General features: G+C 60.6%; 18 protein-coding genes and 3 tRNA genes. 10 read left to right on the top strand and 11 right to left on the bottom strand.

All coding sequences use genetic code 11. From position 1 onward, the window contains the following. Positions 1–13 precede the first annotated feature (13 nt). Entirely contained in the window at positions 14–397 is a 384-nt protein-coding gene (locus FNU79_RS01235) for a hypothetical protein (RefSeq protein WP_143719095.1), read from the bottom strand. A gap of 124 nt (positions 398–521) precedes the next feature. Between FNU79_RS01235 and FNU79_RS01230 the strand changes: the two genes are divergently transcribed. Then, positions 522–1,187 (top strand): hypothetical protein, encoded by a 666-nt coding sequence (locus tag FNU79_RS01230; protein WP_143719094.1) that lies wholly within the window; start codon positions 522–524, stop codon positions 1,185–1,187. Positions 1,188–1,324: 137 nt separating this feature from the next. Here the strand turns inward: FNU79_RS01230 and FNU79_RS01225 are convergent, their stop codons facing one another. Further along, positions 1,325–1,615: a hypothetical protein gene (locus FNU79_RS01225; RefSeq protein WP_143719093.1), complete on the bottom strand. Its 291-nt coding sequence runs from the start codon at positions 1,613–1,615 to the stop codon at positions 1,325–1,327. A 64-nt stretch (positions 1,616–1,679) separates the two neighbouring features. Continuing rightward, a complete protein-coding gene (locus tag FNU79_RS01220) occupies positions 1,680–2,114 on the bottom strand; it encodes a hypothetical protein (protein ID WP_143719092.1) in 435 nt (144 codons plus the stop codon). Between the two features lie 168 nt (positions 2,115–2,282). On the opposite strand from FNU79_RS01220, the gene FNU79_RS01215 reads away from it, so the two are divergent. Then, the gene (locus tag FNU79_RS01215) at positions 2,283–2,453 is read left to right on the top strand and encodes a helix-turn-helix domain-containing protein (RefSeq protein WP_225429801.1); all 171 of its coding nucleotides are present in this window, start codon (positions 2,283–2,285) and stop codon (positions 2,451–2,453) included. 3 nt (positions 2,454–2,456) lie between these two features. Further along, positions 2,457–3,674: a tyrosine-type recombinase/integrase gene (locus FNU79_RS01210; RefSeq protein ID WP_143719090.1), complete on the top strand. Its 1,218-nt coding sequence runs from the start codon at positions 2,457–2,459 to the stop codon at positions 3,672–3,674. 105 nt (positions 3,675–3,779) lie between these two features. Here FNU79_RS01210 and FNU79_RS01205 read toward each other — a convergent pair. From FNU79_RS01205 to FNU79_RS01190, 4 genes are all read right to left on the bottom strand, one after another. Beyond that, positions 3,780–3,856: transfer RNA gene (locus FNU79_RS01205), tRNA-Arg, on the bottom strand. 3 nt (positions 3,857–3,859) lie between these two features. Then, positions 3,860–3,950: transfer RNA gene (locus tag FNU79_RS01200), tRNA-Ser, on the bottom strand. Positions 3,951–3,980: 30 nt separating this feature from the next. Next, positions 3,981–4,068, bottom strand: a tRNA-Ser gene (locus FNU79_RS01195). A gap of 125 nt (positions 4,069–4,193) precedes the next feature. Beyond that, entirely contained in the window at positions 4,194–5,459 is a 1,266-nt protein-coding gene (locus FNU79_RS01190; RefSeq protein ID WP_143719089.1) for a nitrilase-related carbon-nitrogen hydrolase, read from the bottom strand. Between the two features lie 74 nt (positions 5,460–5,533). Here FNU79_RS01190 and FNU79_RS01185 point away from each other — a divergent pair, with 74 nt between their 5' ends. Further along, positions 5,534–6,517 carry a hypothetical protein gene (locus tag FNU79_RS01185; RefSeq protein WP_143719088.1) on the top strand — a complete coding sequence of 328 codons (984 nt, stop codon included), beginning with the start codon at positions 5,534–5,536 and terminating at the stop codon, positions 6,515–6,517. 76 nt (positions 6,518–6,593) lie between these two features. Here FNU79_RS01185 and rpsO read toward each other — a convergent pair whose 3' ends face one another. Next, positions 6,594–6,875 carry a 30S ribosomal protein S15 gene (rpsO, locus tag FNU79_RS01180; protein ID WP_124870300.1) on the bottom strand — a complete coding sequence of 94 codons (282 nt, stop codon included), beginning with the start codon at positions 6,873–6,875 and terminating at the stop codon, positions 6,594–6,596. A 160-nt stretch (positions 6,876–7,035) separates the two neighbouring features. On the opposite strand from rpsO, the gene FNU79_RS01175 reads away from it, so the two are divergent. From FNU79_RS01175 to FNU79_RS01165, 4 genes are all read left to right on the top strand, one after another. Then, positions 7,036–7,662 (top strand): deoxynucleoside kinase, encoded by a 627-nt coding sequence (locus FNU79_RS01175; RefSeq protein WP_143719087.1) that lies wholly within the window; start codon positions 7,036–7,038, stop codon positions 7,660–7,662. A gap of 13 nt (positions 7,663–7,675) precedes the next feature. Continuing rightward, entirely contained in the window at positions 7,676–8,299 is a 624-nt protein-coding gene (locus FNU79_RS01170; RefSeq protein ID WP_143719086.1) for a deoxynucleoside kinase, read from the top strand. An 18-nt stretch (positions 8,300–8,317) separates the two neighbouring features. Next, positions 8,318–8,482 (top strand): hypothetical protein, encoded by a 165-nt coding sequence (locus FNU79_RS19015; protein ID WP_185974570.1) that lies wholly within the window; start codon positions 8,318–8,320, stop codon positions 8,480–8,482. A 94-nt stretch (positions 8,483–8,576) separates the two neighbouring features. Beyond that, positions 8,577–10,049, top strand: coding sequence for a UDP-N-acetylmuramoyl-L-alanyl-D-glutamate--2,6-diaminopimelate ligase (locus FNU79_RS01165; RefSeq protein ID WP_143719085.1), 1,473 nt, complete (start codon positions 8,577–8,579; stop codon positions 10,047–10,049). Positions 10,050–10,072: 23 nt separating this feature from the next. On the opposite strand, the gene FNU79_RS01160 is transcribed toward FNU79_RS01165, so the two are convergent. Together FNU79_RS01160 and ygfZ are read right to left on the bottom strand one after the other, a co-directional pair. Next, the gene (locus FNU79_RS01160) at positions 10,073–10,495 is read right to left on the bottom strand and encodes a hypothetical protein (RefSeq protein WP_143719084.1); all 423 of its coding nucleotides are present in this window, start codon (positions 10,493–10,495) and stop codon (positions 10,073–10,075) included. A 53-nt stretch (positions 10,496–10,548) separates the two neighbouring features. Beyond that, on the bottom strand, positions 10,549–11,436 hold the full coding sequence (gene ygfZ / locus FNU79_RS01155; RefSeq protein ID WP_143719083.1) for a CAF17-like 4Fe-4S cluster assembly/insertion protein YgfZ: 888 nt from the start codon (positions 11,434–11,436) through the stop codon (positions 10,549–10,551). A 63-nt stretch (positions 11,437–11,499) separates the two neighbouring features. Between ygfZ and FNU79_RS01150 the strand changes: the two genes are divergently transcribed. Next, positions 11,500–11,832, top strand: coding sequence for a hypothetical protein (locus FNU79_RS01150; RefSeq protein ID WP_143719082.1), 333 nt, complete (start codon positions 11,500–11,502; stop codon positions 11,830–11,832). 4 nt (positions 11,833–11,836) lie between these two features. Here FNU79_RS01150 and FNU79_RS01145 read toward each other — a convergent pair whose 3' ends face one another. Continuing rightward, the gene (locus tag FNU79_RS01145) at positions 11,837–12,334 is read right to left on the bottom strand and encodes a peroxiredoxin (RefSeq protein WP_143719081.1); all 498 of its coding nucleotides are present in this window, start codon (positions 12,332–12,334) and stop codon (positions 11,837–11,839) included. A gap of 221 nt (positions 12,335–12,555) precedes the next feature. Here FNU79_RS01145 and FNU79_RS01140 point away from each other — a divergent pair, with 221 nt between their 5' ends. Continuing rightward, a complete protein-coding gene (locus tag FNU79_RS01140; protein WP_143719080.1) occupies positions 12,556–13,650 on the top strand; it encodes an acyl-ACP desaturase in 1,095 nt (364 codons plus the stop codon). Positions 13,651–13,679: the final 29 nt, after the last annotated feature.

Raw genomic sequence — 13,679 nt, 5'->3', positions numbered from 1 at the left:
GGGCTGCGATGTTTTACTTGAGGGTTGTTGTAATAGCTGCATCTTGCAGACTGTTACCAACTACAGTGCAGCTAAAAGATTTATCCGTAGGAACATTACTCACGAAATCAGTGACTGAACTCTCCCAGTTCCAACTCTCACCGCTCAGTTTTGGCATGGCATTTTCGTCATAATTCGCCGCAGGGCTGCTCTCAAGTTTGCTTTTGAGATTGTTCAAACACTCTTCACGGATAAGATCAGCAGGCTGCTGGCTAAGCGGTGAACTGCGAGGTGGATCAGGCGGCGATATGGTGAGAGCTGTATCTGCATCTGCGTCGGTGGTTGTATCTGCTTTGGGGGCGCATGAGTTAAGTAGCAACCCAGAGAGCAAAGCAACAAGTAAATATCTGACATTCATCGGATAAGTCTAAAAAAAAGAATATTACGTTTTCCTTGCGTGTTGAAATCAGGCTGAGCAGTCCTTTCCACTGTTCAAACCCCGAAAACTCCGCCTTCAATTGCCGAGTGCCTAGACTGAGAGCATGAGCAAGAGCCAACCTTACGAACGAATCGGGGACGCCTTCAGCTTGGCCGTCGAGCGCGGCGATGGCCCGCCGACAGTTCAGTTAGAGCACAACGAGCGCACTGGAAGGCAATTCTTCAAGCGGGTTCCAGTTCAAGCCTGCCGCTCTCTCCCAGTCGCCAGCTTAGCGGGCAGCGTAGCGGCGCGGCGGCGCACCCTGACCGGACTGGAGCCGCTGGCCGATATTGCAGCGCGGCTAGCGGTGGAGTGGCAGCCCGACGCCAACACATTTCAGATCGTGCCCAACTCGGCCAGCACAGAGCTACGCCAAGAATGGAGACGGGTGCAACTGACTTATGCCACCACCGGACGCGGCGCACAGCGGCTCTGGTTGGTCTGTCCTCGCTGCGGCGGGCGGTGTGGTGTGGTTTATGCTTCGCCCTGGAATGCTGAGGGTGTCGAGCAGGCAGCGGCTCTGGTCGGGTGCCGGAAGTGTCTGGGCCTCAGCGACGTGAGCAGGCAGCGTCACAAGACACTCGACTGGACTTACGACGTGATGGGCCTGAGCCGGGAAATACCTAAACCCTATCGGCGGCGCGGCGACGGCGCACTGAGGCGGGCTAACGGCGTCTTTGACCGGCGCTGGGCGCGGGTGTTTCGCAAACTCGGAATCGAGACGGATTGACCAGGGTGGAAAAAAATACAGGGCTCTTGGTTCATGACTCCCCCACTACGCCCTTCCCTCCCTACCCCCAGTCCTAGCCAAGTGAAAACCCGCCCTGAACTTGGGCGGGTATCTGCTGCTGGGTGCCGAGATGAAGGTCAGCAGGGAGGCTGAGTGTTTAGGCTGCCCAGCGGATCAGTGAACGCCCACTGATTCCCTTCGAGTTCGAGCAGGCTGGCTAGGGTGCTACTGCTGAGGCCAGCTTCTACCCAGTGCGCCGCCCACTGCTGAATGATGGGAGTCAGCAGCGCGGTCAGGTGGTCGGCGGCGGCGGCTTCTGCCATCGAGCGAACGGCGCAGGCTGGGCAGGCGGCGGGGCCGGTGAGCATCGAGGCTGGGACGATAGCACCGCAGACGGCGCAGTGAGGCAGTGAGGCGGCGGTAAGCATGGTATTGACTCCTTGAGTGCAAGAGAGGGGAAGGTGGGGGCGGCAGCTTCACGCCCCCCAGCAGCTAGACCGCGTGCCGGATAGCGGGGAAGGTGCGCCAGAGATGTATCCAGAACCGGCGGGCTTCCTGCTCAGTGAGGCTGGCCAGGCTGAACACATCGCGGCCCAGAGCGCGGCGGGCATTGCCGTAGTGGTCTGGGCCGCACAGGCCGATGCGACCCATGAGGCGGTGCAAGCGGGCGGCGCGGGCCTTGCCGATGGTGGCCGGCTCAGTGGCCAGCACTTCAGCGGTCAGGGTCATGGTGTCGGCGTTCCTCAGCAGGCGATCAGCGCGGGCCACGTTGACCGCTTCACCGTTCACGGTGGCGCTGATGGGGCCGCCCAGCACTTCACGGCTGAGGGTCACGGTGCGGGTAACGCTGCCCCAGTTCTCGCCGCAGGCAGTGTAAGTGGTGACGGTTTCCCATGTGCGGCTGAGGGCTTTGGTGTTAGTGTTCATCTTGCTCCTTTCGGTCTTGCGCTGTAAGGGAGTCAGTAAGGGCGCTTCCCGTCGAAAGAGAGCGCCCTTACTGCTGCTTGCAATTGTATCAGTTTATGATACTATGTGTCAAGAGGTGATACAGTGAAAGGGATGAATGAGCAAGTGAGGCAAGCTGTCAGGGAGCGCATGAAACAGCAGGCTATTACCCACGAGAAGCTCGCTGAGCTAACGAGTATTCAGCGGCCAAACGTCACCCGACTCCTGACTGGGCAGAGTGGAGCCATTCCTGAAAACTGGCAAAAGGTCTTAGACACGCTGGGCTTGGAACTGGTGGCACAGCCAAAACGGGAAGGCTGAGACATGCCCAAACGAGCTAATGGTGAAGGCACACTGAGCAGGCGCAAAGACAAGGCAGGAAAAACAATCGGCTGGCGTGGCGCTATCACAGTGGGTCATCACGAAAACGGCAGTCAGGAGCGGCGGTGGATCAGTGGGAAGACCCAATCAGAAGTGCAAGACAAGCTGCGGGCCTTGCAAGCCGATCTGCACAGCGGCATGGTGGCAAATACTGAAGGCTTGACGGTGGCCGACTTCATGGCCCGTTGGGTAGAACACAAAGAGAGCGACGGCGTGAAGCCGAATACTGTCCAGAGCTATCGGGACACGGTGCGCCTTTCCATCACGCCCCACATTGGCCGGATGAAGCTGGCAAAGCTCAAACCTTTGGATATTGAGCGGCTACTCTCCAAGATGCAAAAAGCCGGTAAAAGCGCGGCCAATCGACGCTACAGCCTGCGCGTGCTGAGTATGGCCCTTCGTCAAGCAGTGCGCTGGCAGATGTTGCCGCGCAACGTGGCTGACGTAATTAACCCCCCAAAAGCAGAGCGGCCAGAAATGCAGATATGGACGCCCGAACAAGTAGTGACCTTTCTGGATGCTTCACAGGCCCACCGGCTACACGCGGCTTTTTACCTGGCCCTGATGACTGGGATGCGGCGCGGTGAAGTGCTGGGCTTGCAGTGGACAGATATTGACTTCGGGCGCTCCCGACTGATGGTTAGACACAACCTTGTCGAGGTTCACGGCGACGGTGTGACCGGAAAACAGCAGGCAGGGAAGCCGACTGTTTCTTCAATTCAGGTCAAACTCCAGACCCCAAAAACGGCGGCTTCGCGGCGCACCGTTGTGCTCTCACCCGGCACCCTCTCCAAGTTGCGAGAACATCAGGCCCAGCAAGCGCGGGAGCGCTCAGCGGCGGCGGAAGCCTGGCAAGATCAGGGCTTGGTCTTCGCTTCCGAGCTGGGCGGGCTGACCAATCCGAACAGTTTCTCCCGTCAATTCAAGAAATTGACAGGGGAAGCCAAGCTGCCCAACATCCGCTTCCATGATCTTCGCCACACGGCGGCTTCGCTGATGATCCGGCGCGGCATGAATCCTAAAGTGGTGAGTGATCGACTGGGCCACACTGACCCCGCCTTCACCCTGCGCGTTTATACACACCTCTATGACGAACAGCGCGAAGAGGCAGCATTTGATCTAAGTGATCTCTTTCCAGTAGCCGCAGGCGGGCCAAACTAAGCTTATTTTGATCCAGTAGTGACACGGTAGTGACAATCGCCGCGTCGAGGTGCATGACAACAGAAGAGAGAAACGGAAAAACCCCGTCTAGGACGAGGTTTTGTGTGGTGTGCCTGAAGGGATTCGAACCCCTGGCCTTCTGATCCGTAGTCAGACGCTCTATCCAGCTGAGCTACAGGCACCTATGGCGGAGAGAGAGAGATTCGAACTCTCGATACCCTTGTGAGGTATACAGTCTTAGCAGGACTGGGGTTTCAGCCACTCACCCATCTCTCCAGCGCTTACTCCACTGAGGCTTGCTTACGGTGGCGGAGGGTGAGGGATTCGAACCCCCGGTAGGTTGCCCTACTACAGTTTTCAAGACTGTCGCCTTCAACCGCTCGGCCAACCCCCCACGCGCGGCGGCGGGGCGCATCTCAAAAGGCTTGCTCAGATGCGTAAGGGAGTATAGGGGCCAGTCTCAGCCTTGTCAAATCAGGGGCGCTCAGCAAAATGGCTTAAGGCGCAGAGGCGCTGCGTTTACTTGCGCCGCTGAAGCCGCCTGATGAGCCACCAAGACGCTCCCAGCAGCGTCAGCAGCGCGGCCCAGCCCCAGCGCAGCGGCGAGAGCGGCAAGCTGGCCTGCCCTTCCAAAAAAGCCGTGAGCGCCCGCTCGTGCGGCGTGGCGGGCGGCGGCACAAGGGTGGACGGTGGAAGGTGCAAATCAGCGTGAACGGCTCCGCTGAGGTAAGCGTTTTCGAGCGGGTGGCCCGAACCGGCGGCGAGCTGCTGGCCGACTTCCCGAAGCTCCTGCGGCGTGCCGTCCGAAACCCAGGGCAGCAGCGCCAGAAAACCCCTGCGCGGCGGCGTCATGACGTAGCTGAGGCCCCCTTCGGTCACCTCCCCTTCGTCTGGCCCAGTGATGGCGCTCTGGCCGTCAAAGGTCATGTCCAGCAGATTGCCCACCACCATCGGGTTGACGGCGTAGCGAATCTGATTGCCGTCCGTGACTTGCCAACTGCTTTCCAGCCAAGCCAGCGGCTGGTCACGCGGCTGCTGGCCTGCCGGATAGATACCCTCCTTGCCCGTCCAAGGGCTGCCGTTGGCGTCGGGTTGCAGCAGCACGGTGCAGCCGCCGTTCATCAGCTTGCCGATCACATCGGCCCGGAAGGCGTCTAGGCTAATCGCCACACCCAAATCACCGACCGGCGTGGGAAACACCCGCAGGTCTTCCAGCTTCCCCGGCGTCAAGTCCACGCCGCCGGCTTGCTCGTCGGGGGTCAGGTGAACTTTATCGGCGCTCCCGATCAGTGAGCCGTCTGGAGCGAAGATCAGGGTTTGGTTGTAGAGGGCTCTGCCTTCACGCCTCAGCCGGGTGCCGCACAACTGGTAATGCGGCATCGGCGTGCTGCCCGACACCAGATACACGCCGCATTCGCGGGCCAACTTCTGGCACGTCTTGAGATACAGCGCCGCGTTTTCATTGGCGCGGGCCAGTTGCAGGGCGCGAATCGGCGAGACTTTCTCTTTCACTAAAATCGGCAGTGCCTGGGGTAAGTGATGAACAAAAAGCAGGGCCGCCGCCCACTCGAATTTACCGCTGGCCGCTGCCAACGCGCCGCCGCGCAGCACCAAGGGCAAGCCGTTAAGTTCAGTCAGGACGACCAGATTTGGGTGGGTTGCCGACAAGTGAGGCCGCGCCATTTCGAGCTGTTGCTTCATCCAGCGCTCGAAAGCGGCGGCATTTAGAAAGTCGTGGGCGTGCCATTTTGGCTGCACGGCGACGGCGCGGACGGTGCGGGTCATGCCCTGAGCTTAGCGCCCTTGTCTTGATGAAGGGCGCGTCACCCCGTCGTCAGCTCTCAACGCGAGACTGAGCTATGTTTGCCCCGTTGATCTTGACAGCGCTCCTTACTGGTGGTTCCGCCGCGCCCACCTTCGCCACCGGCTCCCACGTGCTGCTCACAGGCACGGTCATCACACAGGCGGGCGCAAACCAGGGAACTGGGAATGCTAAGCCCGTTTACCTTACCCAGCCTGCCCTGACCGATATCAGGGGCCAGCCCGTCGCGGCACAACCTTGGCTCAATACGCCGCTGACGGTTAAGAGCCAGACGGCAGCGGCCTACATCCTGTCGGGCGGTCAGACTGTGTTGCTGCTGCCCAAGCGCAATTTGGCGACTAGGGCGGTCTTTGCGCTGGTAAAGGACAAGGAAACTCAGGCGTTGGCCGGAGAATTCGTGAGCCGCATGGTGTGGCCTAATGGACGGCTGCACGGTCCCTGCGAGATCGCGGCGGGTTACCATGCCGACGCGGAGGCCCGCCGGGCGCGGGTGGTCGGGGTCTGGCGGGTCCAGGCGCTGGGGTTTGCTGCCGGGTCGGGCCTCAGTCTCTCGCCGCAGGGTGGGCTGGTGCAGGGCGACATGGTGCACAACGAGCGGGTCAGCGCCTCGTCCCTGTTCGTCCAGTTCAGCGGTTTAGAGGAGATCAAAGCACTCTCTGCCGTTCTTGACTCCTCGCTGCAAGATCAAAGCGCCAAACTGATGGCTCTGGCTCCCCAGCGTTGTACCCATTTGGGTGTTCAGTGCGCCAGCGCTGATGATCTGCGCCGCAGCCTGAGCCTCAGTGCCCCGCCTGCTCACCCGCCCCGCGAAGGCGATCCGGATAAAGCTGAGAAGGCCCTGCTCGGTCAAACGAGGCAACAGGTGCTGGCGCTCTACGGCAGTCCCAACGAGCTCGGCACGCTGGAACAGATTCTGAAGCTGCCTCGTTGGAACTACGGCGCAGGCGGTTACGACAACATGCAGATCGATTTTGGTATGGATAGACGGGTGATCAGAGCGGCGATTACCCGCATCCCCTAACTCTGTTCCCACAGGTCACTGGTTCAATAAAAAAACCGCCCAGGATTACTCCCAGGCGGCCTTCTTCATTTCCGACTTAGCGAACGACGCGCTGGCCCCGGCGAATGCTGAGTTTGTTGGTCAGGGCGATGTAAGCGTCGTAATCCTGACCTTCCAAGTACTTGAGCAGGCGGCGGCGCTGGCCGTTCATCAGTTGCAGGCCACGCTGACCGGCTTTGTCTTTTTTGTTGGTGGCGAGGTGCTTGCTCAGGTTGCTGATCCGGTCAGACAGCAGCGCGACTTGCACGCTGGTGCTGCCGGTGTCCTGCGCGTCTTTGCCGTAGGCGTTCATGATCTCTTTGCGGTGTGCGGCGTCCATAAGTGTACCTTCTTCTGTTTGGTGTCCGGTCCAGTTCAGTCAAGGGCCATGCTGGAACATTGGCTCCTCCCGTCACGGCGGCAAAGGTCAGTGTAGCAGAGCGCGGCTTGGCAAGGCAAACGCAGCCCGGTCTGACCTTCAAGGCGCTATGGTTGGGAGCATGTACGTGGTTGTCGAAGGCCCTATCGGCGTGGGAAAAACCAGTCTGGCCACCCGCCTCGCCCAGCGCTACGGCGCGGAGCTCCACCTCGAAGTGGTCGAAGAAAACCCCTTTCTGGCCGCCTTTTATGCTTCGCCGGAAAGCTACGCCTTTCAGGTGCAGGTCTTCTTTTTGCTGTTCCGGTTCAAACAGCTCTCGGCGCTGAGTCAGGCGGGGCTGTTTCAGCAAAATGTGGTGGGCGATTACCTGTTCGACAAAGACTTTATCTTCGCGGCCATGAACCTCAAAGACGCCGAGTTCGAGCTGTATCAGGATTTGTACGGCCACCTTAGCCCCCGACTCCCGGTGCCGGATCTGGTGGTATATTTGCGGGCCGAGCCGGAGGAACTGCTGCGCCGCATCGCCATTCGGCAGCGCTCCTTTGAAGACTCCATGCCGCAGGCGTATTTGGCCGAGCTGACCCGCCGCTATGACGAATACTTCCGCAGCTATCCGGGTCAGGTGCTGAGGGTCAGCGCCGATGAGCTGGACTTCGTGACCAACCCCGACCACGAACGCGACTTACTGGAGCGCATTGACGCGGCGCTGAGCCTGAATCCTGAGTGGGCTGAAAAGGCGGCACGGTGAGAGCGGTCTTTGTATGTATTTAGCGGTCAGCGGCAACATCGGCAGCGGCAAGAGCAGCCTGACCCGTCTGCTCTCGGAGCGCTACAGCCTGCGCCCAGTCTACGAGCCCTACGCCGAAAACCCGTATTTGGAAGACTTTTACCGGGACATGCGGCGCTACTCGTTTCACTCGCAGGTCTACTTTCTGAGCAAGAGATTAGAGCAGCATCTCACCTTGGTTAACGGCGCGGTGTACGTCATTCAAGACCGCACGGTGTTTGAAGACGCCGGGGTGTTTGCCCGCAACCTCTACGAGGGCGGCCAGATGGAGGAGCGCGATTGGCAGACCTATTTGGGCCTGTATCAGGGGATTTTACCGGCCCTGCGGGTGCCAGATCTGCTGATTCACCTCGATGCCTCGCTGCCGACCCTAAGGAGCCGCATCGCCGTGCGCGGGCGCGACTACGAGCAGAGCATTCCCGACGAGTATCTGGCCCGCCTCGGCACCCTGTATGACCGCTGGGCCGACGAATACGACTACAGTCCGGTCATCCGGGTGCCGGGCGACGATTTTGATTTTGTCCACGATTCCTCGGCGTTCAGTTGGATCTGTCAGCAAATAGAAGCGCGGGGCTACGGCCTGCCGCTGCTGCGCTGAGCGGTTGTAGACTGACTCATGGACAAATCTAACCGGGCGCTGCTGTTGCTGGTTTGTTTTCTGGTTGCGGGTCTGGCGTCGGTGGCGATATACATCCGGGGCCGGGAAGTCTTCTGGCTGGCGATAAGCGTCGTCTATGTTTTCTCCGGGCTGGCCATCTACCTGCGCGTTCGCCGCCGCTAAACCGCCTTGTCTGTTGAATCCGTTTCCGGGCCTTGCAGGAAGGACGCCACTCCAGTTCACCTTCAGCCCGCGATTGGCAGTATTCTGAAGTTCTATGCGCCTCGCCGATCTCTGCGCCGCCCTTCAGTTAGCCGCTCCCGCTGCCAACCCTGAAATTCTCGGCGTGACCCACAACGCCGCCTGGGTCAGTCCCGGCGACGTATTTGTGGCGATTCGCGGCGCGAAGGTGGACGGCCACCAGTTCGCGGCCCAGGCCGCAGAGCGCGGCGCGGCGGCAATAGCGGGTGAGGGCTGGCCGCTGGCCGAAGCTTGCCCGCTGCCTTACGTTCAGGTTCCCAGTGCCCGCGCCGCGCTGGCCGATTTCGCCGCCGTACTGGAGGGACAGCCCAGCCGCCGCCTCAAGGTAGTGGGCGTCACCGGCACCGACGGCAAAACCACCACCAGTTGGCTGACTGCCCATCTGCTGCGCTCGGCGGGCCTGGACACCGGCCTGCTCAGCACGGTGGGCTATCAGCTCAGCGACGGCATGTTGCAGCACTTCCCAGCGCATTTCACCACCCCCGAAGCGCCGCAGGTGCAGGCCACCCTGCGCCAACTCGCAGACAGCGGCGGACAAGCGGTCGTTTTGGAAGCCAGCAGCCACGCCCTCGCCTTAGAACGGGTGCGGGCAGTGGAATGGGACGTGGCGATCTGGACGCACCTCAGCAGCGAGCATCTGGACTTTCACGGCAACCTAGAGCAGTATTTCGCCGAGAAACGCAAACTGATCGAGCGCTCGCCCTTCGCTGTGCTGAACGCCGATGATCCGTGGACGGAGCGCCTCAAGTTGGGCCAGCATGTCACTTACAGCGCCGAGGGCAACGAAGCCGACTGGCAAGCTCAGCACGTTGAAGAGCAGTCCGGCGGCCTCGCCTTCAAAGTCGTTTCTCCTGCTGGAACCTTCGACGCTTTCTTGCCAATGATTGGCCGCTTCAACGTCAGCAACGCGCTGGCAGGCATGGCGGCGGCGCACCACTTGGGAGCCACTGCCGAACAGTTAGCGGCGGGTCTGGCCAGCTTCGCGGGCGTGCCGGGCCGGATGGAACGGGTGACGCGCCAAACGTCCGTGCCCAGTCTCTTAGGGCCGAGAGTCATCGTCGACTTTGCCCACACGCCGCCGAGTTTGGAAAAAGCGCTGGGCACCTTGCGGGCCACCACTAGCGGGCAACTGATCGTGGTGATCGGCTCAGCGGGCGGCCCCCGCGATCCCAGCAAGCGCGGGCCGCTGGGCGAGGTCGCTGCTCGAATGGCCGACGAGGTAATTTTCACTGAAGAGGATTGCCGCGACACCCCCCTCTCAGACATCCTCAGTGCCATGGCGGAGGGCGCTCAAGCAGCGGGGCGCAGCAATTACTGCTTGGTGCCAGACCGCAGGCAGGCCATCAGTCATGCGGTGCGCTTGGCTGGCCCCGGCGACACGGTGCTGCTGGCCGGAAAGGGACCAGAAGAAACGCTGGAACGCTTAAACGAAACAGTTCCTTGGAACGAAGTCGAGGAAGCGCGGGCGGCCTTGGAGCTGTGGGGATAAAGAGTGTGAGGAAGGCAGGCGGCTCAGCGCGGCGCTTGCGGCTCAGCCCAGCCGCGCAGCAGCCACCAGCCAAGGCCCAGGGCCAGCAGCGAGAGCGGCAGCAGCAGCAGCAGGGCGTCTGAGCGCCGCCACAAGGTGCAGGCCATCAGCAGCGGCACGGCAGGTGCGGAGGCCAGCCGCACGGCGGCGCTGAGTTTGCTGCCGACTTCCGGGCTGCGGGCTTGCCGGAACGCCAGCCAGAGGCTCAGCAGCATGCAAAACAGGGCCACGCCGGCCAACAACCAAATGACGCTGCTCTCCCAGCGCGGCTGCAAGGCAAAGCCCAGCGGCACGCCGATCAGCACGCCGGGCAAGGCCAGCGCCGCCAAGCCGAGCAGATACAGCCCGCGCAGCCGCGCAAAAGTGGCGGGGGGCGCGGGTTTAGACTGGGATTCGGGCAAACTCACTGCCCGTTAGTGTAGCCGCTCGGTTCAGGGCAGAGGGATAAAGTTGAGCGTTCTTACTCGGCGGCGGCCAGCGGCACTTTCACACTCGCTGCCACCCCGCCCACGTCCAGCACTGCGCCTTCGGGCACGTCTTTGCGGAGGCGGGCCAGCGCGGTATCTCCGGCGCTCGCTCCGCTGCGGCCCACCACTTTGCCGCTCAGCGTAATCTCGGCGCGGGCGGGCAGGGGCAAGCCTTGCGCGTTCTCCAGCTGAGTGAGCTGATAGCGGGTATTACCCCGCGCTTCCAACCGCGCCATGATCTCCTGACCCACGTAGCAGCCCTTGCGGTAGCTCATGGCCCGCTCCAGGCCGACTTCCTGCGGCAAGAACCCGGCCCAGCCGTCTTGCACGGCGTCACTGATTCCGGCCCCGATACGGGCGGCTTCCAGTTCGGCGTGGGAACGCTCAGCTCCGCCGAGGGCAAGCAGCACTTCAGATTGGTGTTTGCGGAGATAATGCAGATCCAGCCCCGCGCTTCCAGTGCGGTCGATTCGTCCGGCCAGCACCACGCCGCCGCCGAGTTCAAAGCTCTGCACCTCGGGGCCACCCGCGTCCCAGCCCGGCACCTGCTGGCTCCAGACATGCAAGCTGGCGAGTTCGCCGCTGATGTCCTGCACTTCCACCTGGTCAAAGATGATGTATTTGCCGAAGCGGGCCGCTAAGGTGGGCGCAACGCCTTCGGCCAAGTGCAGATACAAATCGCTCTCGCGCTTGTAAATTCGGGCAAAAAACTCGATCTGCCCTTTGGGACTCAGGAAGCAGGCCTCGACCATGCCGGGCGTCGGCGCGGCCTTGAGGTTGTTGGTCATCTGGCCCTGCACGAAATCGAGGCGGTCAGCGCCGGTCAGACGCAGGGCGCTGGAAGGCAGCACTGTAAAGGCAGTCGCAGTGAAGGCGGTCATGGCGTTAGGGTAAGCCAAATGCCGCTGCCCAACTGTGGAGCGCTGGGGCCTGTAGGCTGTGGCATGGACTTAGACAAGTACCGCCGCCCCGGATGGCCGAGACTCAAACTTTACGCCGGTTTGTACATCACGCTGGTGCTGAGCGCCGTACTGGGCCGCGCCCGCACAGGTGATCTGGGCACCCCCGAAACGCTAAGGCGCAGCAGTTTTGCCCGCGTCATGTTCATGGACATCGGGATGGTCAGCACGCTGGGGGCGCTGTATCTGTATTTGAACGGCAAAACGCCGGTGCGGGTTCCCGCCGCCGTCGCCTCGCTCTTTGCCGGAAGTTTCGCGCTGATTCCGGCGCTGGCCTGGGAAGACTGGGTCGCCATGCAGGAGAAGCAAAAAGAATGAACGCCTAAAGCGCTTTAATCTTTTCCAGCACCTGCTCAGGCCGCAGCGTGTAGTCACCGGCCTTTTCCTCCACGAACCGGAAGCGGATTTTGCCTTCTTTGTCAATCAGGAACACGGCGCGGCCCGAAATGGCGCGGTCTTCGATGGCCACGCCGTAGCTGCGGGCCACCTCCAGCTTCATGTCGGCCAGCAGCGGCACCTCAATGCCGTACTCGGCGGCCCAGGCTTTGTGGGTGTGTAAGCTATCGCGGTTAAGGCCCAGCACCACCGTGTCCGCTTCGGCAAAGTCGTCTTGACGGCCAGAGTATTCAGGAAGCTGCATGCTGCACACCGGCGAAAAATCCAAGGGGTAAAACACCAGCACCACGTTTTTGTGTGAGCGGTAACTGCTGAGCGTCACCGAATCGCCGCTGGTCGAGGGCAAGGTGAAATCGGGCGCGAGGTCGCCCACTTGCGGCGCAACTTGAAGCTCGGAGTGGGAAGCGGAGTCAGGCAAAGTCATGCTGAGAGTTTAACCGAAGGCGGTGAACTCTTTTCGCTGCCCAGCGCCGAGCACCACAGAGATTGAACTCGGTTCAAACTTCGCCTTTCCTTACTGACGAATTGTCTGTTAGGCGGATTTGTGACTCAGGGCAGGGTGGTACCTTATAGCCACGTCCGCCTCAGAGAGTTCCGTTCTGCCTGATCGTTAATGCGGCGAGACGAGTCAAGGAGGCTCTTGTTATGGCTGATGTTATGCCCCCCAATATGCTGGCCGATGTGCCGCCGACCCCTGCCGGACTGCTGAGCAACCGTGAAAAAGACCGTTTGATAGAGCGCGGCTTCTTGGGACTGTACCGCTGGTACACCGCCCGCAGTCAAGAAACCCGCAATTGGAATCCGGACAAGTCCTTTGATTGGCGGGCCCTCTCGCCCAATTTGCCGCCCGAAATCATGACAGTGCTCACCGGCTTCTTCGCGGTCGAGCAGTACGCTCCCGATTTCACCAGCAGCTTGATCAACTTGGTACGGCGCTCGCATGGCCGCAGCCACTTTCAAATGCGCTGGGGCAGCGAAGAAGAAAAGCACGCTGACGCCTGGGAAAACTCGGTATTGTTTTCACGTCAGCGCACTCCGGAGTGGTTGTTCGAGTATAAGGAGCGCCTCAAGGCCCAAACGTGGGAGTTGCCGTTCCCCGACGCGCTGCACAATATGGTCTACACCGTGTTTCAGGAGCGGGCCACCCAGCTCAATTACCTCAACATGATGAAGATTGCCCAAGGCAAAAGCGATAAGCCGCATTTGCAAGGCTTCTCTGATCCGGTGTTGGCCAAAGTCGCGCAAACCATCGCGGTAGATGAAGCGGCACACTACAACTTCTTTTTGGAAGGCGTGCGGATGTATTTGTATTACTACCCGCAGCGCACTTTGGAAGCCATTCGCACCATCGTGTCTCAGTTTTCGATGCCTGCGGCCAAATTGGTGCCGGACTGGGAAAAGTTTTATGAAACAGTGTACCGCGCCGGCATTTACGGCCCCCGTGACTTTTCCCGCGACGTGATGCAAGTGGCTTTCCGCAATCTAGGTATCGAGAGCCGCAGAGCGCTGGAAGAAGGCCTGAAGAAGACCCGTGAAGTGCCGGATTTTGAAGGCGGCAGCTTCAAAACCACTGTTATTTGGGATACCTTCGACTACGGTATGGTCGAAGGAGATGTCAAGCGCCTTCACATCAAGATTCAGGATTATGAAAAGCTGATCGGCTTTGACACCATCGATCCTACTGAGTTTATTAACAATCCTGCCGTTCCCAAGAAAACGAGCCAAGCCGCAGACGATTGAGTTTGCTTTAATCCATAGTCAACGAATAA

It is taken from the genome of Deinococcus detaillensis, from assembly GCF_007280555.1.
Classification (GTDB): Bacteria; Deinococcota; Deinococci; order Deinococcales; family Deinococcaceae; genus Deinococcus; species Deinococcus detaillensis.
The sequence above is the reverse complement of the archived record's forward strand: the minus strand, read 5'-3'. Positions and strand labels throughout refer to the sequence as shown.